This window comes from Candidatus Nitrosocosmicus franklandus, assembly GCF_900696045.1.
GTDB classification, from domain to species: Archaea; Thermoproteota; Nitrososphaeria; order Nitrososphaerales; family Nitrososphaeraceae; genus Nitrosocosmicus; species Nitrosocosmicus franklandus_A.
The window spans coordinates 947,674-971,499 of record NZ_LR216287.1; the positions used below are offsets into that span (position 1 = coordinate 947,674).

Sequence of the window (23,826 nt, forward strand, 5' to 3'; positions counted from 1 at the left end):
TGATGCAACAATCATTAGATTTTAACTCCATAGTAGATACAAGTTTCGCTAAAATATAGAATAAAAATAATATCATATATCCATATAAAAATGGGGAATAGTGAGAGTGGGGGGGAGAGACGGATGTAGAAAAAATAGAACAAACAAATGTAAATCTGTTAAACGACCTAAACTATGTAAATTTGATCTGTTTGAAATAGACTTTATATCTTTTTAAGAAATTATTTCACAACTTTTCGTTCCAAATGGTTTCCAAAGCTCAGATAAATATGACAATTTTGATGACTTATAAGTTGTAATTTTTTCTTGTCATATTCTCTTTCTATACGACCAAAAAGAGACGGGATTTAAACAACAATGAACTCCAGTATTGAATAAGTAAATTTGATTTCGGAAACCTATTCACCCAACGCAGAATAGGAATTTAAAATTACAAGAAGAGCTTCGCTCGGCAAGGTGAAGAGAGTATAACAACAGATTTAAGAGATAATTTTCTTGAAATTCATTTCTATATGAATCACAATATTATGGACAGCAGAATTCCAAACAACAATCTTAAATCTGTCAAAACAGAGAAGCCATTATTACCTAAGATGAATGTATCGATTTTTGATGTTTTTTGAATCGAGTTAATTAGTCCTAGTAAATTTGTGAACGATCTTATTTTGAAAACGTTAAGGTACTGTCATATAAGATCGCAATCATAAAATTGAAGCCGAGTAGATTCATTGTATCCCAATTGCTACCCATCCTTTGAGAAATTACCTTTGTTCATCGAATTTACCCTTATCAACGCAGATATTCATCCACATAATCCAAGGATTAAATTAGAGAGCTCGGGTGAAGCGCATATGATACCCAACGTAATAGAAACGTTTAGAAAGAATATGACAAATTCTTGGTTCCCCATTACTACAAGAGATATTAAATTAATTAAAAAAATGATTGATATCAAGAATACTTAATTTGATGTTTCTCTGGAAATTATGTCTTTTAAGAAGGATAAAGTTTATCTTATTTCTCTAAAAGATAAGAACGAACCAAAGTATAAATCTAGGAATTAGCGATATTGCCAATTTAGAGATTTAAATGAAGTCTTTTACTTAGAGCATTTGACATACATATCGCTGCTGCAGAGAACATCAGGGCAGTAAAGAATATCAAATCAAATGAAAAGGATGATGGAATAGTCATAACTACTCCTTGTATATTTATCGGTGACTGATTTGTCTGCATATACATAGCAGCTAATGCCGGACCTATTGACGAACCTACAATTCGTAACATTGTACTGATACCCATAGTTACCCCGGTAAATTCAATTGGTGTTGACAAAATAGTCACGTTAACAGCTCCCACGGATGCAAGTGACAAACCGGTGGACAATACAGCAAGGCCAATAGAAATATAGACTTCAGTATAGTGAAACAAGAGTAGAATCAAAAATCCAGAAGCCGTCAAAATAGTTCCTAAAATAATAGGTTTAATAGAACCCATCCTCGAAATAATAAATCCAGAAGTAGGACCAAAAATCAACAAAACTAAGGCAAATGGTAGTTGTATTAATCCTGTGCTAATTGCATTCTCTCCAAATCCGATTGGTTGAGGACTTTGTACCAGAATTGGTATAGTTTGAAAAACCATAAACATCGACAGCCCAACGATCATTATAATCAAATTTGAAAGCAATATTGGAGGTTTTAAGAAAATTCGAAAATCAATTAATGGATATTTGCTTCGCCTTTCCTGAAAAATGAATAACAAAAGAGATATAGTTCCTATTATTAAAAATGGAGTAATCTGACTAAAAGATGAATCATAGTTAAACGAACTTTCTTCGATTATATTCAAAGTTTGGTTCTCAGCGGAGGGTGTTTGTATGTAGGTCAAAGAAAGTAGGAAGCAAACAATAGTAATGGCTAAAAGTATCGAACCCTTAATATCTATTTGAGAATAAAATCTTTGATTCTTATTTGAAGATGTGCTAGAAGCAGTATCTGGTTCTCCCGTAGACTTCACATTCTTTTCTTCGTAGGGCTTACTAATCCTCGAAACACTAACATATGAACGAATCATCCAAAGTAGCAATATAGAAATGGGTATTATAGTGAAAAAAGTCATCTTCCAACCGAATTCATGTACTATCAACCCACCAACCGACAAACCTATGACCGAACCGGCGGCAAACATAGATGTAATAATACCAGTGGTAATTGAGACTTTATCTCGTGGAAATTGGTCTCTGATAATACTAAATGCTATAGGGAACATCCCTAATCCGATTCCCTGAATGGTTCTGGCGACAATCATGGTAAGAAAATCTTCGGCTAATCCCCCCATCAAGACACCTATAGTGTAAATAATCATAATTATCAGTAGAATCCTCTTTCTTCCGAATATGTCGGATAGCTTACCAGAAATTGGTGTCATTACTGCCCCAGCAATAAGATAAGAAGTTAGAATCCATGAGGATAATCCGTATGATACATTGAAATCGTCAATAAGTATGGGGATTGCTGGAATAAGCATTGTTTCTGCATACATAGCCATTGTGGCTAAACAACTAAGTATTATCAGAATTTTCCAGGGTTGAGATATCTTGATAGTACTCTTATGATTTGATGCTATTCTTTTCATTTTTCAGAATTTTTTATTGATTCAAACATATTGGATTGTTCTATGGAATGGTACAATGTAGTTTAGCGTAGCTCAATTTCCATTCGTGGAAATATATATATTAGAATCTGACTCATGAACTGAATTTGACCCAGACCTGTCGTCTAAAGAAAATCTGAGATTAAAGGCACCCTGCAAATTATGCCACATCTTTTCTAGCGTATTTTTTGTAATGGTTATCTCACTTTCTGACAAACCATTCAGGCATACTTTTTTTATCTGTGCAACACAATCTATTGTATCATTAAGGAATACATCAGCTTTTTGAGTAAGATGGATTCTATTTATTCGGCGGTCTTTGATGTCCATTTTTCTTACTAGAAATCCATCTTTTTCTAATTTGTCGAGGATGGGTATTAGTGTAGGACCCTCTAAAGCCAATTTATCAGCGATATCTTTCTGTGTTAGACCACCCTCGCCATTTGCTATTATTATTAAGACTTTCCACTGACCAAATGTAATGCTAAACCTACGTCGGAGTTCTTGGTCAATTACATTGATAAGCGATTTACCAATTCTATTTATTATGAATCCAATACTATTTTGATAATCATATTTAATCATGTAGTATATTAATTAATAGTATACTAATTAATAGTATATAAATTATTAGGTATAAAAGCATAAAACAATATTATTCCCAAAAGATGAATGAGACAAAAGTGACGTTGCTATAACAGTATTTAGAGATAATTCATCTTTGTCTGTTGTTGGTTCAGTATCCCGTTTCTGAATAAATAGTATCTTTTTACTAAAGGGCACAAACCATATTCTTTTATTTTTGATAAACCAAAGTTCGTTCTAATATAAGAATATAAGCTTTAAATTTATTCATAGCTATCTTTTTCCCACTATCAGCAACTCAACACGATACAGTCTCGAAAAGTCGATACAAAAATAGTATTAGATTATTCCGTGATTTCTAAAATGGTTCTAAATTCCTTGAATTAAGAATCTTTGTTATTACAGGTCAGACATAGATTCAATCAAGTCTTGTTTCTCCAATAGCAAAACTTTCTAAAGAGAAAACCAAAACTAAACTTACCTTTTAAGTTAACCCAATTAATGATTTTATAGACGATCTTTTCCCCATTAATATTGTATTTTGTTGTATATCAACGACCAAACGGAAAGTCTAATATGAATACTCTAATTGACCCTTGTTGTAGTATGCAAAGATAAATGTATTCTTCCTCTTCCGAATGACAAAAAATGAATCAAGTCATTGACGTATGATTTTGTTATAATGTTTAATTAATGAACAATCCCTTAAGCCGTAATATCTTGATACTGATCTACGAACTGATATCCACACAAATGGATCGATTTTCTAAATAAAGAAGTTTATGACTTCTCTAAAGTAATTATACGCCTATCTCCGAGGCCAATTTCATCATTTTCTTGCCTTCCTTCGTTAACTTATTATATGTTCTGTTTTTGACTGTGCTTCTTTCTACTAATCCCTTATCGGCTGCCTTGAGTAGTAACTTATGCCCATAGCCGTATGCACCAAGTTTTTTCAGTAAATCCCTCGTAGAATATTCTTTCTCTCCGATCGACTTGATCAGTTTGATCAAAGCTCGTTCTTCTATCATGATTTTTATTAAATTTGCATCTCGCATAGTCTTAGTAACAACCATTGGATATTTATTAGTTACCTTTCATGGCAACAAATAGATCTATTGAATGAGTATTGATTTATGTAGAAATTTGCTGTTTGATGATCCTGCTTAATAAAGCACTAGATTTACGAGCATAATAATACAACCTAGCAAAAGAGTTAAGAACAAGAAAGCATATTCCCTCGTATATATAAAGAATCAAACATAGCCTTTAGATAAAGAAAAGTTGATCAACATTTAATATCGTAACGCAATTGATTGAGGTCGTGAACAAAGTAGGTATTCTCATTTCATTGAATATTTAAGTCATAATTCAAATTGCGTATATACTAAGATAATATTCCATTATATTGGAAAACCTCAATTCAAATTGAAAGTGTATCTAGATAGTATTCAAATTTTCGGGTATTACTTCAGAAAATATATCTTTTGAAAATGAACGTACATGCACTATAGGAAAAAGTAACTAGAAACTAGAGTATTACAAACAAAATATGATCTTTCATGTATGATAGAAATAAGGGATAAACCGATGTAATAAGAAGAGGAGAGAAAGGATAGGGAAATTGTCTCAGCATCTTAGAATTTATCCAAACTCAATGAAAAAATTAGATGTCCTATTGATTATTCTTAATTGAGTTAATTCCGATTCGAATTGTATTGTGCAGAAATTCTTACTTTCTTCCCTATAGTACTCCTTCATTTTCTTTTATGACTGTGATTTCACAATTTTATGGTCATCTTATTTACGACTGTCACGAATTTTCTCTAATCTGCAGAAACTAATAATCATCGAAAGCATTGCTAAGGATTCTTTGAATGGTGATGAGCATGCCCAGAAGGATAATGAGTTTTCAGGAGGTTTTGAGAATTTGATTTATCCTTTATCTTACCCGAACCTCCCATAATTTTCAATTTTTTCCGGCTATGTTATAAACTAATCAAGAATACTTCAAAAATCCTCTCGATCAGGACAAATACAATTTTCATAACTGACAAACTAGATATAACTAGTCAAATTTGCGGTCTAGGTTTTAGGATCGCATATTTGAATATAACAAAATAAGCTTTCTAATTCTTCTTACCATACTGGGGTTATCTTAGAAACACAGTATAGAAAAATAGAAATTATAAGGAAAAGGACCATATATAGAAATCCTAAATTATGGAATTTAGAAGGTAGCCATTACCAATGTCAATAATTACTCTTCAAAAATAGCTGCAGCAACATCTATAGTATATCACTGCATTCCGATAAAAAAGAAATAGAAAAATACCTAACTAGCTTATCTCTAGTTCCTTTATCTTTTCTTCAATACCCTGAAGTTCCTTTTTTAGATCTTGGTGATATTCCTTTAATAGTTGTATTTTTTCCTCCCTTGTAAGAAAACTCCCTAAGGTGTAACTAGAGCTGCAATGACTATAACTCATCATTTCACCCTCTCATTCCTATGATCGGACATAGGATACTACAATAGAAAATGTATTTATATATATCGGATATCCAATATTTAAATATATGACGAAAAGTGCGGAGGATTGTTGTGATATGAGAGGGATGTTGGGCTTTTTAATTCTGTTTTTATTGTCTAAAAAGCCCATGCATGGACAAGAAATAGCAGGAGAAATTTCAAAGAGAAAAGGTGAAAAAAAGCCTAGTCCTGGGACCATATATCCAGCTTTGAAGAGTTTAAGGGAGTCTGGATTTATAATCGAGGAGAAAGATGGAAAAACCATAGTCTATAGTTTAACGGTGAGAGGAGAAAATGCATTGAAAGTGGCGAAAAGAAAATTTGTAAGGACTTTCTTTGGAATTTTTCCTGATCAAGGTTTTGCTCAAAAATACAATGCATAATATTTCTTTATTAACCAGTATTTAGTAGTAATACACACATCTTTGAGAATACTCATAGAGAAATAAACCTAATCAAATACAGATTTCTTCATGTAGGAATGCTCGGCCTGAAGGTGGATTTTGGACTGTCATTACGATCCCAAATATGATTTTGTAAATAGTTACATTATGAATGTCTGTTTAGATCTTTCAGTCTTCAGATAGTATCGAATTTCTCTACACAATTTCTTATCATGTAGTCCAAAACTACCGACGCTCACTCTCAATGCAAACCAAAAGGAAAGAATCCACTCGAAATTTCTGTATGGATTTTTTATATAAACAGATCATAGAAGATATTACTTATAGATAAGGAGAGAGTCTTTTTTCCTTAGTTTTCATAATGAATTGCGAGTAGCAACAGGTAACAATACATCTAATTGAATAATGAAATAGTCATGTTATATAAAATCGTAACCAGATCAGCGAAAAAATTAGAAAATAAAATTGTTGTGCACTATATCTTTATTATGATCCTGATCATGAGAATGCCGTATGCATTCAAGATAGAGCATTAACAACTGAACAGTAACTGTAAGCAATAAAATGAATTAAGAATTACTTCCAAACCACTCAATAAAGTAATCCAATATTCTTTGAATAGCATATGTATGAGATACTCCATCCTATCATAATGACTGCACTTTTATCTTCTTTGAAGAATAATCAATAAGAACAGACCTTCTAACTCAAAAAAGGGATCCATTTTCTTTTGTTGAGTATCAGATCGCATTACCATTTAGTGAAAATTAGCAGAATAAATACACACATCAACAGAAATGCAAAAATGAAATAAGTTAATGTGAAGAAGCCTGTATAGAATAATACTTTTCCATATTTTTATCTTTCAATGAATTGCAAGGGACAGTAACACGATAGAATACTTGTGTTAACCCATGCCTTTTTTATTTGTTATTTTTGTTTTCTGAATGGTGTAGTATTGTGACAACCGATAAATCCAATAAATCGATAAGATATTTTTCTATCCAGACATTTTTCCCATTACAATAAACTGTATATTCTCCGCATGTGATTAACCTAACTTGTTTATTCACATATATGGGTAGTGGGACAAGCCTGTTGTCAATTAAAAGACAACTATTTTACCAACATAATCATTTCCAACATCTTTCAAAAAATTTCCTTAATCACATATATCAAATATTCTTGCGCCAAGACGCGTCTTAAAAGGTGTGAAAGACCAACCTGAAGTAGTATAATAGTATTGTTATGCAATAATATATCACCTATTTATATTTTGTAACATATTTACATTTATTGAAAAGATCAAAAACACCTATAGTACTGATCACATTTGCAGCAATATTATCACTGACTCTTCACTTAGAACAGGTTAGTGCTGAACCGATTACCATGGATATCAATAAGGCCTTAGATCCCGGTCCTGGATTTGGAACAGAAAAAATCGGAACACTGTCTATTGACTCACAAAATAAAACATTAGATATTTCCGTTAACTTAACTGTTACTCCAAAAGAGGACAAGGTTTTTGAAGCATGGTTGGTTGATGCAGATGGTTCTAACTATAAGCTAAGTTTAGGTGCAATTGAAGCTGGAAGCCTTAAGACCTCAGAACACATGGTAAATCCATACACTTACACGCAGTTCATTATTACTGAGGAACCATTAGATGATGTGGATCCGAATGCTGCTGGAACTTTTGGTGGAGCTGAACTCCAATCACCGTTTGGACAATAATTTTCTCCAAGGCTTATCTATCAAGACAGAAGAACAACCGCAAATCTATTTTGCGATCTTGAATCCAACACAAGCGATACCACAAACCGGATAGGTCCCAAGTTAATCATATATTTATTTTTTATAATTATTCAAAAGTCTGACAAGTTGTACTTTAGGCTAGTCATTATTGCCTACTCATCAATCCGTGAGAATTCTAAATTGACACAAATAAGTTCATCTCAACAAGAGAATTTTATGTGACAATCTAAATCCAGAAAATTCGATCATATAAAGCTAAAGCAAAGATGGCAGAATCCATAAACCTTTTAACTATTTCGTTAGTTCTGGTTCGAATTTTCATAAATAGAGCATTAGGATGAATCTTCCCGGTTTGACATATGCTTATCCCAAAGCAACTTAATCCACATCCTTTCCAAAGCTGGGATATCTTCAATAAACTTGCAAAATTTTTTAAACTCTTCATGTGTAATGTTTCCGCTTTTTATTTTATCAACAATTTGAAGAATTTGGGGCATGTAATCCTTGTAGTTTTCATGATTTTTTCAAAATTATGTAAACCTTGTAACTCCAAGAATTTAAGGTAAATCTCTTTAATTTCCTCACATGACAGTCCTAGTTCTATGGTCACTTCAACCGGTGACAGGTCAGCCAATAGTAATTTGTATCCTTTAATTGTGTTAGATTTCAAAAATTTAGTACTATCCTTTTTTCTGTTATATTCATTAATTGTTTTTCCAATATCCCTAGGAGAAATCCTTACTGTTTTAGCTATCTCTTTATAAGTTTGTCCTTTTTTGTATAATTTAATTACCAGTCAAGTCTTTTCTTTTTTGTTAAAATTTTCATTTTGGCCCCACTATGCAAACAATTTGCTAATAAGACTGTTATCAAAATTACCACCTATTACCAACTATCTTACCCTGTTTTCTTAAGGTTTGCTAGGTGTATATTCAATCATGACATTTCTTTTATATTCCGACCTTTACTTAGCAACGACAATTGAGTAATTTACGAGCCGTGATATGTAGTAGTAGTTAATGAATATGATGATTTACGCAAAGCGCCATAAAAATAGGAAATCACGGACACAAGGTACAATACTTAATATATATATATTTAATATTCTGAAAGAAATCATACTGAAGACTAAAAATAAGGTGAAAATTTGACACTGGAATAGTTGCAAAAATCATAATACGCACTACACCTCAATATGCTAAATTATTGTCTTGCCTGTTAGGTTGATTGGAAAATATAGAATCGATTCCATACGACAAACAATAGTTTAACGGGATGAATTGTTTAACAAGGGTATATTCACCACCGACATAGGATATAAATCCACGCCTGCATCGAGATTCATATTCTAAGGAAAGTTTAAAGAAACATCGGGCTTGTTCATTCGATACTAACAACCTTCATTACAAGTTCAATCACAAAATGTCAAAACAAGTAACTGCAAATTAATCAAGTATCTTTTGTATTGCGGTAGTTTTCTCACATATTTCCTTTTGGCTTTTAAGTTCACAAAACCAGTACTGCTGCACTTATTACCGTGGTCCACATTCCATCCTTGTTTCCTTGAGCAGACTGGGTGAAATTCTGTGTTTTGTAAATTTTTCCAGAAAGTTTCCATTGCTCCTCGTTTTGATCCCAAGTTAGCGTCGGATTGGTAGGCAAGCCAATGGTCGTTGCTAGCATTTCCATCGCCAAGTCCTCTGCATAGTCTCCGGCCTTTGTAGCGGTTTCTCCGGTTGAGTGATGCTCAGATAAATATCCGTACTGAGCATCGTCCACAGGTCTAGCCAATCCAATAGATGCTGCGATTAACCTATTAGGTTCATTAGTAGCTGATCTTGCCAAAACTGTAAAAACAATTTGCCCAGGTCTTAGATGTTTACGCCCTTCCTCTCTGTTTACGATTTTACAAAGAGGAGGTTTGATACTTGATACAGATACCAAATTTAAATCACTTATTGAAGCGTCGCGCAATGCAAGTTCAAAACTAGTGAGATTATCTTTGTGGGTGCCTTTTCCTTTAGTAAAAAACATTATTTTTGGAACATACTGCAATGGATCCGACGGAAAATTATTTTCATTTCCTTTCGTTATTTATTCTCCCCCTTTTGACAATATTCTGAAATAATAGGTTAAAAACATGATTTATAAATTACAACTATTTATTTTGTAATTGTTTGCTAATTTGACGATACTTAAAATCTTATTAGATGTATATGCTTTAGCCTCCCTACAATTAAAATGGAATATTTGTTCAAGAATTTTTCTTTCACATTGAAACATATATACTCTGACTACGGTAACATCCAACTCTTCTATTTTTAGAGGTTTATTAATATTATTATCGATTTCTCTCGTAGTAGCAATCTTTGATTAATAAGAACTTTCATTTCTAGAACTAGAAATGAGATAGTGTTTAAAAATATGGTTTGACATGATAAAAATCAAATTACTGTAATATTTATTTGAAATGTGGCTTGAGAAACAGATACAAAATGTAGAACGCGGTCTAGATTTCTTACAAATTTAGTGTTAGCATCATTAGCTTGAGAATTGGCAAGTGTTACTCCAAGTATTATCCTAACAGTTTATTGAAATACCAAAATTTATCCATATTGTTCATATGGCACCCGCTTTACTATATTACTATATTATCTCTTGCAATCATCTAAGAATAACGAATTTGTTCTAGTTGATCACTTCATGCCTGACAAACCATTCGTTAACTCTCTATTATGCTTGCTTAATTGAAGCCATGTATTCATTATTCTTTGGACCGATACGAGTAAAGGCACTTTATGAACAATTTTACAGCGTCATTAAACTTTGATTTACCATATCAATTATTCTTGCTGGATAAACAATACGATACTTTATATACTTGAATTCTGCTCTCCATTGATATGAGTTCTGTTAACGACCTTAGAGTTATACAAAAGGATCAGACTCCTAAATTAGCAATTGTGGTTCTAGCAATCATTGCATTAATTAGTATTTATATTGTGGGTTACGATCAGGGTCAGTTATTTAGCTTGGTTCAAGGCAATCAAGCATACGATGTTATGTGGATACACGAGTTTACGCATGATATAAGACACGCAGCAGGCTTTCCTTGTCATTGATCCTTCTAATTTTTTATATTAAATAATCTTATAGGTTTAACCTTTATGAATTCGTACTCTTTTATTTTTATTTCACTTTTTGCAGGAGTTCTAGCTGGGCTAGTATTGGCAAGTATTAATTATTTTGTTGCAGAGCCTTTTATGGACCAGGCCATTGAAATTGAAGTTGAAAATAGCATCACCGAGGGAGAAGTTATTGATTCTGATGAATTAAGTGTTTATAGAATATGGCAAAAAGAGGGCACTTTTGTTGCAGGAGCACTTTTTGGTTTGACCTATGGTGCAATTTTAGGCATAGTATTTGTATTTGCACGAAGGTATCTTCCTTCTTCTGATGATAGAAAGAAGGCACTTATTTTAGCGGGCCTAATGTGTTTGACATTGTATGTCATTCCATTCTTAAAATATCCAGCAAACCCACCTGCAGTTGGAGATCCTGAAACAATTGCGATAAGAGATAGCTTATATACAGGTTTTCAACTGGCATCAGGATTAATAATCCTAGGTTTAAGTGTTTTCTGGTTTAAATTTAAAACCATCAGTTTATTCAAGTATTTGATACCTGCATTTTACGTTGGACTCATAGGATTAGTCTTTTACATCTTTCCGGCCAATCCTGATCCGATGACATTACCAATAGATCTCGTTAATTCATTTAGAATGGTGACCTTTACTACGATGATCATGTTCTACTTAGTCTTAGGAATAGTGTTTGGCGTGATATGGTACAGATATAAACCTCACGAAGCTACGAGGCTAACGACATCTTAAATTCAAATTTTTGTTAATGATCGTTTGAAAAAATATAAAAATTGCATTTCAATGTAATCACTGCAATCTTTCAAAATCAAAGTATTTGAAGTTTTGATTTGGATTTACAACAAGAGAGTTACATTAAAGTATAAACTTCATAAGGATTGCCTGACTTGATATCTATATACTTCCACTCATTAGTATCGAATGCAATCCGCCTAAAGCCAGTTTGAATTTGGGGATGTAAAAGTTTGTAAACATTCTCTCCGACCGAAATCTTGTTTGGTGGTGTAATTGAGGTGATTTTTGAGGTCACGTTCATGGTATAACTTAAAATGTCTATCTGTGAACTCTTATCATACCCATATTGAAAAATTATGTTTTCTCCCTCATCGATTCCGATTTTGACTGATAAATTCGGAAAATCTTGTTTACTCAGTATGGGATTGATACCATCTTTAATTATACTAATCATTGATTTGGCACATCGGTACGCATTGTCACAGGTTAAATACTTGTTGAATCCTGAAGGAAAGAACGCGATAATTGCATCACCAGCGTACTTTAGAACATACCCGTTAAGGCTTTCTATAACCGAGGACAATTCATGCGAAAATGCACGTATTATTGTTACCAATTTTTCTATGGGTAACGTCATACTCATCTTTGTTGATCCAACCAAATCTGCATACATGATCACTAATGGCACCTTAGTATCCACATGTCGTATAAGATAATCCTGGCCTCTCTTAATTGAAGTATTATACCTATATCTTTCTTTAATGGCACTCCATAATCTGTCTTGTCTTAAATGAACCAAAGTCTTGAGATCAAAAATTTCTGTTTCGCGGGAATCTGCACTACTTTTCTTGTAGATTACATCTTCAAGAACTCGCCTATCATCGTCATCTACAATATCCTTTTTATCGGGGTTCCTGGGATCGTCCCTTCCTCCACTCAAAGAGAAGACTTAAAATTTATGGTTTAAAAAGATTTAGGAAAAATTTCAGATTATCAGAGATGAATACAATAAATTATAGACATCTAAAATGTATACCGATTCAAGATTATTGTTTTAAGAGCAGTGAAAACATACCGGATAATCTAGATTTAGTAATAATACTCTGTATATCACTAGAATGAACTCATAGCTCTTGAGTTGACCATGATTCTAAGTCTCAATAGGGCATCTTGTTTTATAATAATAAGCAAGAGATCTCGGCCAATATTAGTTACATTGTGCGTAGATTTTCTAGGCCTCTACAAGAGATGTCGCTAAAGTGTTGCATTTATTACAAATAGCCAAAACACGTCAGATAATATTAAGGAATTCGATACAAAAGCTAATCGCAAAGACAAATGTCGAAAGGAAAACAACAGGTCAGAAATTTTTGTTAGAGATTCTCTAAAAGGTTGATTTCAAAAGTAAATAACAATGAATAAAGAAGGAACTCGAGAACAGCCACACTTTGGTAAAATATACGTTTAGAAGGATATATTGATAATGAAAGGTTTATCGCGGATTTGAGCAATATTTATGGAAAGTATCGATTTTTGAAGGTGGTGAAAAAGGATTACTGTTGAATTAGTTTTAGCGTATTATTAATAATGTTCCTATGATCTGCATCTACCTCTGTGGTAACCACCAACAAGTGATCATCATCTAATGGAATAGTAATCCTTGTTAATTTCTCGTATTGTGTCATGGCATAAATACCCCTTCCCGTTTTGCTTGTAAGAGATTTCCTCAGACCCCAACGTCCAACTGCTTGAAGATTCGACTTTTGTGATTCCTGTGGGGATAGTAGACTAGTCAATCCTTCTCTCATACCACCATATTTTGTCTCACCAGTCTCATCACAAATACCCGCGAATCGGACCTTGGGATCTATGCCGAGTACGTTTTTACAGATCTGATCATAATCCATGATCATGTAAAAGGCTACCTTGTATTAAACATATCAACTCAGCATTACCTATGAATTTGTGATAATAGGTTTTATGAATAATTTAGATACGTAATTTATAAAAACTAGAAAAAACAAAAAAATCCATAATCACAAAGTGGTAGTAGTAATCATTATAACACCATTTTGATCAAAATATCCGTAGAAAGTCAATATCATCCAAAGAAAAAACAAAGATATTCCGACTTGTCAAGTAGGATATCCTGTCATTATTAGCTGTTGAGAAAGAAACAAAAAATAAGGGCTTAAGTTTTGATGTTTGGAGAAGCCTTTTGTTTGCTTATCAATAGGCCTAATAGAACTACAAATGCAATTTGAAATATTTCTATAATGATGGCCGATTCACCAACACGACCAGCTCTGCCCGTAATAGGGTTATCAGGCATACGTGTTATCGTCCATATTAAAATGAAAGCGATTGTCCCAGCAATACCTATGCAATCCCATGTCAAACCCCACCTCCTAATTGTTGGGATAACCCAAAATATTTGACCAATACCTCCTACCAAAAAGAGGATTGTCATATTAGTATTGGGGGCAGGTAGCATAGTTAAATGCAAGATTCCAGCTATCGCAGTACATATTGATGCAGCAACTGCGATTATAATAGTTAAATTCATTACATTTACTAATCTAAAAACCTATAATAAAATGTAGTTTTAAATGTTATTTTCATATTATAATATAATTTAATAACACACAAGGTTTTGAAATAAAATAATCAATCAATCAATCAACTTACTTGTCAAAAGCCACTATCCATAATGGCAAATATTTTTTCTATTTGCTTTTGATTCTTTCTGAAATTCACAACCGCAATAACAGATATGATCACAGCCAAAGTTATCACAAGATAAATAAAGGATGAATCTCGTGAATCGCTCGCAATTTGGATCCGAATATCATCTGAGAATCCATTAAATACTTCTAAGGACGGTGGCGAGGTCACTGAAAGAAACGACGCTACTATGAGAACAGCTATCCCCAATATTGACTCAACTTTTAAAGTTCTACAGAGGGACTTGAGCATCATAATTCTATTTTCTTGATACTGTCGAGAAGCAATATTAGTTGTGTTACTAGCTTTATCATCTATGTTCTTTATCAAATTAGATATCAGTGACGTGTATTCAAAAATTTTAAGTTGGTTATATCTTCCAATGAAAATTAATGGAAATGCTAATCCAAGCTTTAGAACAAGTAACTGTCCATATAAAGTACTAAATACCGAGTGTAGATTCTGAAGGTGTATATAACCCAAATAGAGCCCAGAAACTCCAATGACACAAAGAGCAATAATAGCAACAAAAGAAAAGTTCATTAAAGAAATGGATGAGTTATGAACACTTATTAGATCATCATAAGTACTGGAAAATGTTATGTTACTATTCGATTTGCTGTCATAGTCAACAGGTTTAAGATTCCTTGTAAGAATTAATGAAAGATAAAACAAACCGCCTATCCAAATTGATACAGCCATGAAATGGATCCAATCCATTGACACTGCCAAGGTAGAATAAGAGGGGAGAGAATTACTGTGGCTGACCATACTATTAGAATAGAGATTAATTGAAGAAATAATCATTGCAGTCAATAAAAAAATTTGACTAAGTTTGTTATCACTAGAATGATTTATTCTATTTGTAGTGTGGTTATCCAGATTATCGCTATTGTTAAAAATTGCTCGCCCTCTGAGTCTATACAAATAATATAAAATAATCACTAATGTCATTATGGCAAAAGAAGTCCCGATACGCAGCATCCAAACTTGTCCTACAGAGGTAGTAAATAAAATGTCAAATGCAGAGTAAATGTCGAGTTCCAAATTCTGAGACAGCTGATATGATTGAAGTAAAATTATACAAGTAGAAAAAAATACTATAGATACGGAACAAATTATCACTATAAAAAAGACTTTCTTTAAAATTCTTGTATTAAGGTACACATCCTGTTTCACTGAATAATATGGTTTATTATTACCATCTTTTCGTGTCTGTTTTAAAAATTTACTAAAAAGAAAGCAATTAAAGATTATCCCGAAAACTGCTACTTGAGATATAATAACCAAAGATTTTAAAATTGCGTCATTTACAGAAGTTACTGCTTCAGACGATGAAGAAGCATCAAAGGCGCTTTCAACTTGGGCGAATGCAAAAGAATTGAAACTAACTAAATAAAATAAAACGATGATCACAAGTAAAAAGAATACAATTATTTTAGAGATGGACATAGGATGTAGAAGTAGATCTCAAATAAGATTTTATCAAAAAATTAATTGGAGGTCCTATTTAACGCTTGGCTTACCTCATATTGAGAAATATATGGTTCAGGGAAACCTATTCGTTCTTCAGGACAACCAAATCCGCCCAATAAGGCTTTTCTTTCAACTCCTTCTGATATTTGTACTGTTGAATTATCAGATTGTGCTGCCTCTCCGCCTGCGGGATTACATGAAAATGTTACATCAAATGCTGTTCCATTAATATCCCCAAAAATTCTATAATTATAGGTAGTTGCAATAGTGGGATAAAATGGTTCAGATTCGTAACTGCCAAGTTCTCCAAAGGCAGGTTCCAAGTTTAAGGTCATATTCTTATCTCCAGCTGAGATTTCTACTTTTAACGATTCTTCTAATCCAGTTACAGGTTTAGTGCCATTTGCCCTTGAGTCAATTGGATTAGAAGGATCAGGATACATAGCCCTTAGTTCGACACCTGTTTTATCATCTACAGAAATAGGTTCATTTAATGAGCCAACAACAAACAAATAGTCTTGACCATTGATATTAAATAATGCTCTTTGGTGTGCATATGACATTTGTAAGCTAGGTGCTGTTACCAACATAGATGTAGCAATTAGAACTCCGACGAGCATGAAATGAAATCTTTTCATAATCTTTGTCACCATGAATACAATTATAATGTTTTTTGTACAACATTCGAATAGGGGAAAATCATAAATCAGAAAAATAAATATGAAACGAAATCAACGGCTAAAAATAAAGTTGAGATCTGCTTCGAACGTTGTACAACAAGTATTATAATATTTATCAGGTAATTATAGATATGAAATTTATTATCGTTATGGTTGTTGCGCTTTCATATGTCTTGGGAACAGGCTTGTCATTCTTTCCCGTCTTTGGCCATGCCAGTCCAGTTACATATGACCCTGCGCCAAATACTGTATTAGATTCCTCCAAATCATTACCAAATGAGGTAAAGATAACTTTTACTGAAAGACCTGAATTAAGGGCAAGCAACATCAAAGTATTAAATTCAGATAATGAGAGAATAGATTCTAATGATTTGAAAACGATAGATTCTGACAAAACCATCTCTACGGCAATAGATAAATCCAAAATCACCCCTGGAGTGTATACAGTAGATTGGTCTGTTTTGTCGAAAGATGACGGACATATTACGAAAGGCTCCTATGTATTTACAGTGAAAGATAAGAATATCTCCCAGGTTATAAACCAGCAGGCAAATCCAAGCACAAATGGATCTATAGGTTATGTTGAAAATTATACGACCCCAGATAGTATAGTTCTTAATTTGAACATCATGCCCTACAGAGTTGGTCAAAACAATTTCACTGTAAACATTGACCATGAAAATGGGACTGCTGTAGAAAATATACGTAATGTTTTCCTTGAATTTAGCAATCCAGAGAGGAATTTAGGACCCATTGCCGAATCTATGGAAAAAACAAAAGTGGGAGAATTTTTTAAATCAGGGAGCTTTATTAGTCAAGAAGGTAATTGGCAAATAAAGGTTATTGTGCAAAGAATTAATGATTACGATATAAACCATACATTTGAAATATCAATTAAGAACTAATTATTTTTTGAACTAGATTGAATTTAAGAATTCGATTCATTCTTAGTTTAATAGGTACCAGGAATAGTTTTCGATATGTTATGACATAGAGATATACAGAGTTAGTAACTTGTACCATGTAATGTGGCAACCTGTTTTCGCTATACTTTAGAACTGTTTCTTCTATGCTCACATTTGATTTTTAAAAGTACATTCTACAAAGTATCTTATTTCTTTGATAGGCTCGCCTTGAGAGTAAGAATAATTGTAATATCTATACTGGATCATTTTTGAATCCACTTGAAATGACCTGTACATGCTCAGTCATTATTAAATGTGATGATGATCCAGGTTCGTGTTTTTGGCTAAATTCCTTTATAATTCCACCGCTCAATTACCTTATATTTAATTCGAGTATTTGTTTAAATACAGAATACTAGTCAGTAGTTATTCAGAGAAAAATCAATAATCAGAAACAATCAAAAAAATAGTATGCAAATGTATATTTCTGGCAATTAGATATCACGGAATATGATGAACGCTAAAGAATAGTTATCTCTGAATGTTCGCAAGACATGTTCGATCTGAATTGATCTAAAAAGATGTTTTGTTAATACACTATGTGTAAATTATACCAAAATATCGGATTTAGTATCAGGAGCAACTACGTTATCTTATTTCTTGATTGTCACCCCCATCAATATTCCAGGAAAGAATGAGCCCATTGTCTAATTTTATACGTATTGTCACTCCAGGATCACCATAAACGAAATTCTAGAATTAATATAATTTGTTTATTTAATCATATATAGGATATGATGAAATGCCCTCATTGAACTATTTTATTTCAGTCCTAAATGGAAAGAAGATGACGATGAAACAAAAGAACAAAAATGAACTATGAAATATATCATCAGTTTTGTCTTGGTTGTCATCGACTTATTATAGGAGTAGATGGATATTCTGATGAAATGCCACTTCCAAAAGAGAAAGAGGTGATGGAAAAGTTGAAACTTTTAAAATTCTAATCTTTTTTTAGAAATTGATTGATCTGATGATGTATTTGTTTTTTATGAAGGTTATCCTTTGTAATCTTCATGTATAGTATATCAAAAATATACAAAGATTGCTAAATTTTGTCATTATAATAAAAAGGATGGCAAAATTTGATCGTAATTTTTTTCTTAAATGTTCATCATATAGATTATAAACAATGATCACAAACAACTATTAATCGATGGAGTGTCCCCACTGTTTCTTGAAAATGCAATCGAACTTGAGTAATAGTAAAGTTAGCAAATGCCCCAAATGCGAAGGGTTATGGCTATCAGTAGAGATTATTGAAAATATATTTGGTTTAAGCACAATTAATTATGACCTCAGCAATGAGAATGTACCAAGCAAAAATTTTTCTAAAAATGTCCAATCCGATAAGAACTATTACTATTATAAGAAATTATTTACTAGAAGTACTATTCCGGATGATGTAACAGGTTTTGATTAGTTGAAAATGATAGAAAAACACAATATACATAGTATATACGTTTGATAACAAAAATTACTTGTTATGCTATTTGATCAAGTTATACTTACTCCATCAAATGGATAAACCCGTCCGGTCAGGTAAATTGCTATAGTAGTTATTATTGATTTATTTGGATCAAAATCGCACAAGTATCACTAGTTTAATAAATGTATTAATGGGAAGTATTTGGTTTCCCAAATACACACGAGCTTTAGACATGACATATATCTAATTCATTTATTTTAATTGTATCGGACAGTATGACAGTGATCGAAGTATTCGTCAATTTATTTAATACGTTCGGATTAGATTTGCTGAGAAGCGTAATTGCACTTTTTGTAGTAATAGATCCATTAGGAACTATTCCTTTGTTTATTGCTATTACTCAAAAAAAATCAAAAGAAGAGAGAAATAATATATCAAGAACGGCTGTAATAACAGCAGGGATACTGCTGATCTTATTTGCCGTTGCTGGAACTCAAATCTTATCAATTTTTGGAATTACTATTTCGAGCTTTATGATTGCAGGTGGAATATTATTATTCATAATATCTGTTGAGCTACTTACTCACGGGGGTTGGAGGTTTGGAGATAACATATCTGATGACTCGGGGGTAGTACCGTTAGCTTTCCCACTATTGGCTGGACCTGGTGCTATTGCTTCGGTCATACTATCCTTCCAAACTTCTGGATTGATAATAACGATGCTTTCAATCCTAATTGTTATTGGATTAACTTATCTAATTTATTATATGACTGATCCAATTTACAGAATACTCGGTAGACGTGGTTCTTTGATAATAACAAGAGTGTTTGCAATACTTGTAGCCGCCATCGCAGTTCAATATATTGTCAATGGGTTACAATCTATACTAGGAAATTAAACAATATATCGACTATTACAATTTATTAGAATCACAAAAAAATACTATCTCTTGGAATGTTAAACTCTAATAGCTAATGGACATATGGACAAGGATACGAACGGTTCCCTCTGAATCGTGTTTAAAGCTAGACTTATTAGTTACTTAGGTAGCAATTTAAAGTAGAAAGATGTTACTAACCATTTTTGTATTATGTTGAATGTGTCTGAAATTGATTCGTTTCTCATCATTCTTTTTGAAATCAAAGAATGTATTTCGCATATTCTAATTTTTGATTGTGCAGAGTATTTCGACTGATTTATTATAACATATAAAAGTAATCATTCTTATTAAGTAATTATGAGTCAAAATGGAAATAAACAGATTGATCCTTCTCTACGATATTTCTTTGAAGACAAGAATCTTGCTTTTGTTGCTACACTTATGAAAGATGGGTCACCACAGATTACTCCCACTTGGGTAGATATCGATAACGAAAATCGAATTCTTATCAATACGGCATTAGGAAGAATAAAACAAAAGAATGTGACAAGGGACCCCAGAGTAGCGATTTCAATCGTAGACAGGAATAACCCATATCACATGATTACCATAAGAGGAGAAGTAATAGAGCAAATTACTGGTGAACAGGCAGATAAACACATAGATAAGATGGCAAAAAAGTATCTTAATAAAGATAAGTATCCCTTTGGAACTTCTGGTGAAAAAAGAGTATTATTGAAAATAAGGCCTATAAAGGTAAGTTCCATTTAGTTGTTATATTAACATCTAAAAGCAGAACAATTAATTATTAGTTAAGAATATGTTAACGTGAAAGAACAAAAATAATACTAACACAATAATATTTGAATCTCTCGATAATTTATCACTTTAAAAATAAATAAAAGATTGTTTTGATATCTATTCAAATTAATTATCGACATAGTTTGTTGTTTGGTAATACAACATACTCTGCCAAGTTACATTCATACAGTAGACCTTGTGACTATTGATTTACACTTGTGAATACGGTTTTTTCAATATGGCTTAAAAAAGTAGATCAACTTTCATACTATTCGGTAGAAACTATCCACTAAATACTTGTTGGTTCTGTATATATTTTACAATACTACCGTGTTGACTACATTGTTATTCTGGCACATGTTGTCATTAAATAAAGTTATAACCACCTTTTCATGAAGATAGCAGTTTATTTCTTATAAAGATTTAAGAGCAAATTGAAAATAGAGATAATTTTGTGTAGGAGTTTTGTGCATGTATTCAAGTATTCTGTCTTCTTGCTTTATACTTTTTGAAAGATTGGAAAAATTTGAATGAGGACTCCATGCTATCAGATAAGATGCAACCTTCAAAACATCTACTCGAGTTAATTTTTTTTGATTAATTTGAATAAGCAAGTAAGAACATTTTCATTGTTTTCGTTGATAGACATCATGAATCATTCTCAAAAAAGCGTGGATGAGATAACTAATATTTACGAGAGGTTATTACCAAGCAGATGAGCAAATTAGTAGTCATTGAATCAATTTACAATTGATGATTTAAACGTTATCTACTTATGTAAACCCAATTTATAGCTAATTCTAGACTCCCCGACATTAATAATGAATTTATTTATTAGAATTTCACATTCAAGAAATAAGAACGGTATCGCAGTCATATACAATATTTGCAAGTTGCTACGAAAGCATAACACACTTCAGTTCCCCATATTAAGAGAAGAATATTTGGACCTAAAAGGTATATTGTATTTGCGCTCTCTTCATAACAAAGATCGTACTCTTTTAGCTTGTTTATTTATTTTACGAGGTAGAATTTGAAAGTAACTCTACAGACTTGTCCAAATTGACATTAATCTCATCTATTTGAGCTTGTAGTTCTTCTATTGGAACACGATCTAAAATCATTTTGCGCAATTCTTCCCTCATTTGAATTTCAGTTGTTTCCATTAAAGGTCTGTCTATCTCAGCTAGGGGAGCTTCTACATACTCATAATTATCTAGATAGGCAGTAGTTGCTAATTCTTCCGCCCCAGTATAATTCTCGTTTGTATATTCTACTAAAGTTTGATTCAATAGGCTTCTTATTACGGAAATAAACTCAAGTGGAGTTTCTGGTTCGTCTGCCTCTACTGAATCAGTAGTATTAGTAGTAGTATTTGTCGCTTGAGCATAGACATTTGGCAAAACCGGTATAATACTCGTCATCACAATTAACAACAAAGGCGATATTAACAAATTTGTTTTTGAATTCTTTGAAAGATTCATACTTGACATGCTTATAAACATTATAGTTTATTAAATCGTAATGGTCATTATAACATTTGAGAATAACCTGTTTTTTTGCATCTGTTAATATTACAATTATTGCAACGGTAACGTATTGCAGTAAGAATAATTGTAATTAATAAATTCTTTTAACTATAAAGAAACCGTTATCCTACAAATAGTGTTTTAATTGCTTGATTGATTTACTTCATAAATGCGGATCGGTAATGGTATTTATTTACGTCTACTACTCGGTGTTGCGAGGTAAGAATAACTTTTTATTGTTTTTTGAAAGTGATTGACTTTAGTAATATCTTGAAAAGATTAAAACTGAACTTCATAATAGATTAGTCCCATTTGTAACTTCCATTTTAGTTTACCTGTAAGATCCATTCGGTCTATAAATCTAAAGTAATTTGCTCATCCATTATTAATTTCAAGTAAACGTATAAAATCAAACGTTATTGATGATTTACAGACCATGATTATACTAAAATAAAATGTAATGAAGAAAAAATTATGTTACAATAGATTGAGCGAAAAGTGTATAACAAATAATTCAGATAATGAATAGATTAAGACTATTTCATTGATAATGACGAATTTCCTTTATTATTCGAACATGTCTAACAAAGAGGAAACAAAACTTATTTTTTGTCACCTTAGTAAGGAAATTGCACATCATATTTTCTATGATAGGTTAGAAATCCAAACTAGCTAGCATAGGCTAATGTTTTGAGTACAACCATATAACAAAATAACCCAAAGTAAAATACTTTGTTGCATAATTATGAAAGATATGAGCTATATTCATAATGAAAAGAATTATGCAGATCCGGCTCAATCAGGAGTAGACTCATCTGTGGAAAGAGCAGAGGAATTAACTGGTGAATCCCCCGTAAACAAAGCAACAGATAATGCAACTGTGTCTAAACTTGCAAACCTTCTTGAAGGTCTTAAATTCCCAGCCACCACAGAAGAAATCTTGAGTCACATAAACAGAAAATCACCTTCCATGGGTAACCAGATTAATGATGTATTTGCAAGAGTCCAAAATAATCTTGAAAAAGGAATTAAATATAAAAATACCTACCAAGTAGGATTGGCATCAAAGCTGGTAGAGATCGAAGAAGAGTGATCATCCTCTTTATTATGATCACCCATAAATAAATCGCAACCTATGTTTGATAAATAGAAACTAACCGAAGTTGCGATTGTCATATCATAAATTTCTGTCACAGTTCATACATGTCATTATTCAATTTGACCTCGTAATTTGAATGAAATCTATCTTTCAAGGTTTAAGACCAAATGTACCTTATATCAGTCTCATAACTCAAATGAAATCTAAGTTGTTATCTCCCCAATCACTACCAATTTATTACAATATTGATCCTTGATCTAGTGATGGTAATAGTTTCTGTGTTTTGTTTCCAAAAACGAATGTGCATATAGTATAGAGTATGTAACAACTTATGATATAATTAATTCCATTTTTATCTAGTTGTTTTTTTATTAATTGTTGTGTTTGGTGTTTTTTGATTATTTTGAGTTTTTT

Annotated in this window: 21 protein-coding genes; 10 read left to right on the forward strand and 11 right to left on the reverse strand. The window is 32.3% G+C overall.

All coding sequences use genetic code 11. The features are described from left to right. The first annotated feature begins 728 nt into the window (after positions 1 to 728). The gene (locus tag NFRAN_RS04445) at positions 729 to 965 is read left to right on the forward strand and encodes a hypothetical protein (protein ID WP_134483280.1); all 237 of its coding nucleotides are present in this window, start codon (positions 729 to 731) and stop codon (positions 963 to 965) included. Between the two features lie 112 nt (positions 966 to 1,077). On the opposite strand, the gene NFRAN_RS04450 is transcribed toward NFRAN_RS04445, so the two are convergent. The 4 genes from NFRAN_RS04450 to NFRAN_RS13635 form a co-directional block, all read right to left on the reverse strand. Further along, complete coding sequence (locus NFRAN_RS04450) at positions 1,078 to 2,637, reverse strand: MFS transporter (protein ID WP_134483282.1); 1,560 nt, start codon at positions 2,635 to 2,637, stop codon at positions 1,078 to 1,080. Between the two features lie 72 nt (positions 2,638 to 2,709). Continuing rightward, positions 2,710 to 3,240, reverse strand: a complete 531-nt coding sequence (locus NFRAN_RS04455; protein WP_134483284.1) for a MarR family winged helix-turn-helix transcriptional regulator — start codon at positions 3,238 to 3,240, stop codon at positions 2,710 to 2,712. An 800-nt stretch (positions 3,241 to 4,040) separates the two neighbouring features. Further along, positions 4,041 to 4,298 carry a hypothetical protein gene (locus NFRAN_RS04460; protein WP_145988017.1) on the reverse strand — a complete coding sequence of 86 codons (258 nt, stop codon included), beginning with the start codon at positions 4,296 to 4,298 and terminating at the stop codon, positions 4,041 to 4,043. A gap of 1,281 nt (positions 4,299 to 5,579) precedes the next feature. Next, positions 5,580 to 5,732, reverse strand: coding sequence for a DUF5320 domain-containing protein (locus NFRAN_RS13635; RefSeq protein ID WP_172602116.1), 153 nt, complete (start codon positions 5,730 to 5,732; stop codon positions 5,580 to 5,582). A gap of 85 nt (positions 5,733 to 5,817) precedes the next feature. Between NFRAN_RS13635 and NFRAN_RS04465 the strand changes: the two genes are divergently transcribed. Beyond that, complete coding sequence (locus NFRAN_RS04465; RefSeq protein ID WP_197731124.1) at positions 5,818 to 6,153, forward strand: PadR family transcriptional regulator; 336 nt, start codon at positions 5,818 to 5,820, stop codon at positions 6,151 to 6,153. A 1,317-nt stretch (positions 6,154 to 7,470) separates the two neighbouring features. Beyond that, positions 7,471 to 7,911 carry an anti-sigma factor gene (locus NFRAN_RS04470; protein WP_134483288.1) on the forward strand — a complete coding sequence of 147 codons (441 nt, stop codon included), beginning with the start codon at positions 7,471 to 7,473 and terminating at the stop codon, positions 7,909 to 7,911. A 1,527-nt stretch (positions 7,912 to 9,438) separates the two neighbouring features. On the opposite strand, the gene NFRAN_RS04475 is transcribed toward NFRAN_RS04470, so the two are convergent. Next, a complete protein-coding gene (locus NFRAN_RS04475) occupies positions 9,439 to 9,966 on the reverse strand; it encodes a pyruvoyl-dependent arginine decarboxylase (RefSeq protein ID WP_134483290.1) in 528 nt (175 codons plus the stop codon). 869 nt (positions 9,967 to 10,835) lie between these two features. Between NFRAN_RS04475 and NFRAN_RS04480 the strand changes: the two genes are divergently transcribed. Both NFRAN_RS04480 and NFRAN_RS04485 read left to right on the forward strand, forming a co-directional pair. Continuing rightward, positions 10,836 to 11,054 carry a CbtB domain-containing protein gene (locus tag NFRAN_RS04480; protein ID WP_134483292.1) on the forward strand — a complete coding sequence of 73 codons (219 nt, stop codon included), beginning with the start codon at positions 10,836 to 10,838 and terminating at the stop codon, positions 11,052 to 11,054. A gap of 45 nt (positions 11,055 to 11,099) precedes the next feature. Beyond that, positions 11,100 to 11,825, forward strand: a complete 726-nt coding sequence (locus tag NFRAN_RS04485) for a CbtA family protein (RefSeq protein WP_134483293.1) — start codon at positions 11,100 to 11,102, stop codon at positions 11,823 to 11,825. Positions 11,826 to 11,943: 118 nt separating this feature from the next. Here the strand turns inward: NFRAN_RS04485 and NFRAN_RS04490 are convergent, their stop codons facing one another. From NFRAN_RS04490 to NFRAN_RS04510, 5 genes are all read right to left on the reverse strand, one after another. After that, on the reverse strand, positions 11,944 to 12,768 hold the full coding sequence (locus NFRAN_RS04490; RefSeq protein ID WP_134483295.1) for an adenylate/guanylate cyclase domain-containing protein: 825 nt from the start codon (positions 12,766 to 12,768) through the stop codon (positions 11,944 to 11,946). Between the two features lie 613 nt (positions 12,769 to 13,381). After that, positions 13,382 to 13,735 carry a DUF6659 family protein gene (locus NFRAN_RS04495; RefSeq protein WP_145988018.1) on the reverse strand — a complete coding sequence of 118 codons (354 nt, stop codon included), beginning with the start codon at positions 13,733 to 13,735 and terminating at the stop codon, positions 13,382 to 13,384. A 284-nt stretch (positions 13,736 to 14,019) separates the two neighbouring features. Continuing rightward, positions 14,020 to 14,394, reverse strand: a complete 375-nt coding sequence (locus tag NFRAN_RS04500; protein WP_134483299.1) for a hypothetical protein — start codon at positions 14,392 to 14,394, stop codon at positions 14,020 to 14,022. Between the two features lie 125 nt (positions 14,395 to 14,519). Further along, the gene (locus NFRAN_RS04505; protein ID WP_134483301.1) at positions 14,520 to 16,004 is read right to left on the reverse strand and encodes a copper resistance D family protein; all 1,485 of its coding nucleotides are present in this window, start codon (positions 16,002 to 16,004) and stop codon (positions 14,520 to 14,522) included. Between the two features lie 41 nt (positions 16,005 to 16,045). Next, positions 16,046 to 16,666: a hypothetical protein gene (locus NFRAN_RS04510; RefSeq protein WP_134483303.1), complete on the reverse strand. Its 621-nt coding sequence runs from the start codon at positions 16,664 to 16,666 to the stop codon at positions 16,046 to 16,048. A 173-nt stretch (positions 16,667 to 16,839) separates the two neighbouring features. Here NFRAN_RS04510 and NFRAN_RS04515 point away from each other — a divergent pair, with 173 nt between their 5' ends. The 4 genes from NFRAN_RS04515 to NFRAN_RS04530 all read left to right on the forward strand — a co-directional run bounded on the left by NFRAN_RS04515 (position 16,840) and on the right by NFRAN_RS04530 (position 20,754). Beyond that, positions 16,840 to 17,613 (forward strand): copper resistance CopC family protein, encoded by a 774-nt coding sequence (locus tag NFRAN_RS04515; protein ID WP_134483305.1) that lies wholly within the window; start codon positions 16,840 to 16,842, stop codon positions 17,611 to 17,613. A 1,255-nt stretch (positions 17,614 to 18,868) separates the two neighbouring features. Continuing rightward, the gene (locus NFRAN_RS04520) at positions 18,869 to 19,096 is read left to right on the forward strand and encodes a hypothetical protein (protein ID WP_134483307.1); all 228 of its coding nucleotides are present in this window, start codon (positions 18,869 to 18,871) and stop codon (positions 19,094 to 19,096) included. A gap of 281 nt (positions 19,097 to 19,377) precedes the next feature. Beyond that, a complete protein-coding gene (locus tag NFRAN_RS04525) occupies positions 19,378 to 20,001 on the forward strand; it encodes a MarC family protein (RefSeq protein ID WP_134483309.1) in 624 nt (207 codons plus the stop codon). 339 nt (positions 20,002 to 20,340) lie between these two features. Continuing rightward, on the forward strand, positions 20,341 to 20,754 hold the full coding sequence (locus tag NFRAN_RS04530) for a PPOX class F420-dependent oxidoreductase (protein WP_134483311.1): 414 nt from the start codon (positions 20,341 to 20,343) through the stop codon (positions 20,752 to 20,754). Positions 20,755 to 21,803: 1,049 nt separating this feature from the next. Here the strand turns inward: NFRAN_RS04530 and NFRAN_RS04535 are convergent. Further along, a complete protein-coding gene (locus tag NFRAN_RS04535) occupies positions 21,804 to 22,268 on the reverse strand; it encodes an iron permease FTR1 (protein ID WP_134483313.1) in 465 nt (154 codons plus the stop codon). Between the two features lie 799 nt (positions 22,269 to 23,067). Between NFRAN_RS04535 and NFRAN_RS04540 the strand changes: the two genes are divergently transcribed. Beyond that, entirely contained in the window at positions 23,068 to 23,406 is a 339-nt protein-coding gene (locus tag NFRAN_RS04540) for a hypothetical protein (RefSeq protein ID WP_134483315.1), read from the forward strand. Positions 23,407 to 23,826 lie beyond the last annotated feature (420 nt).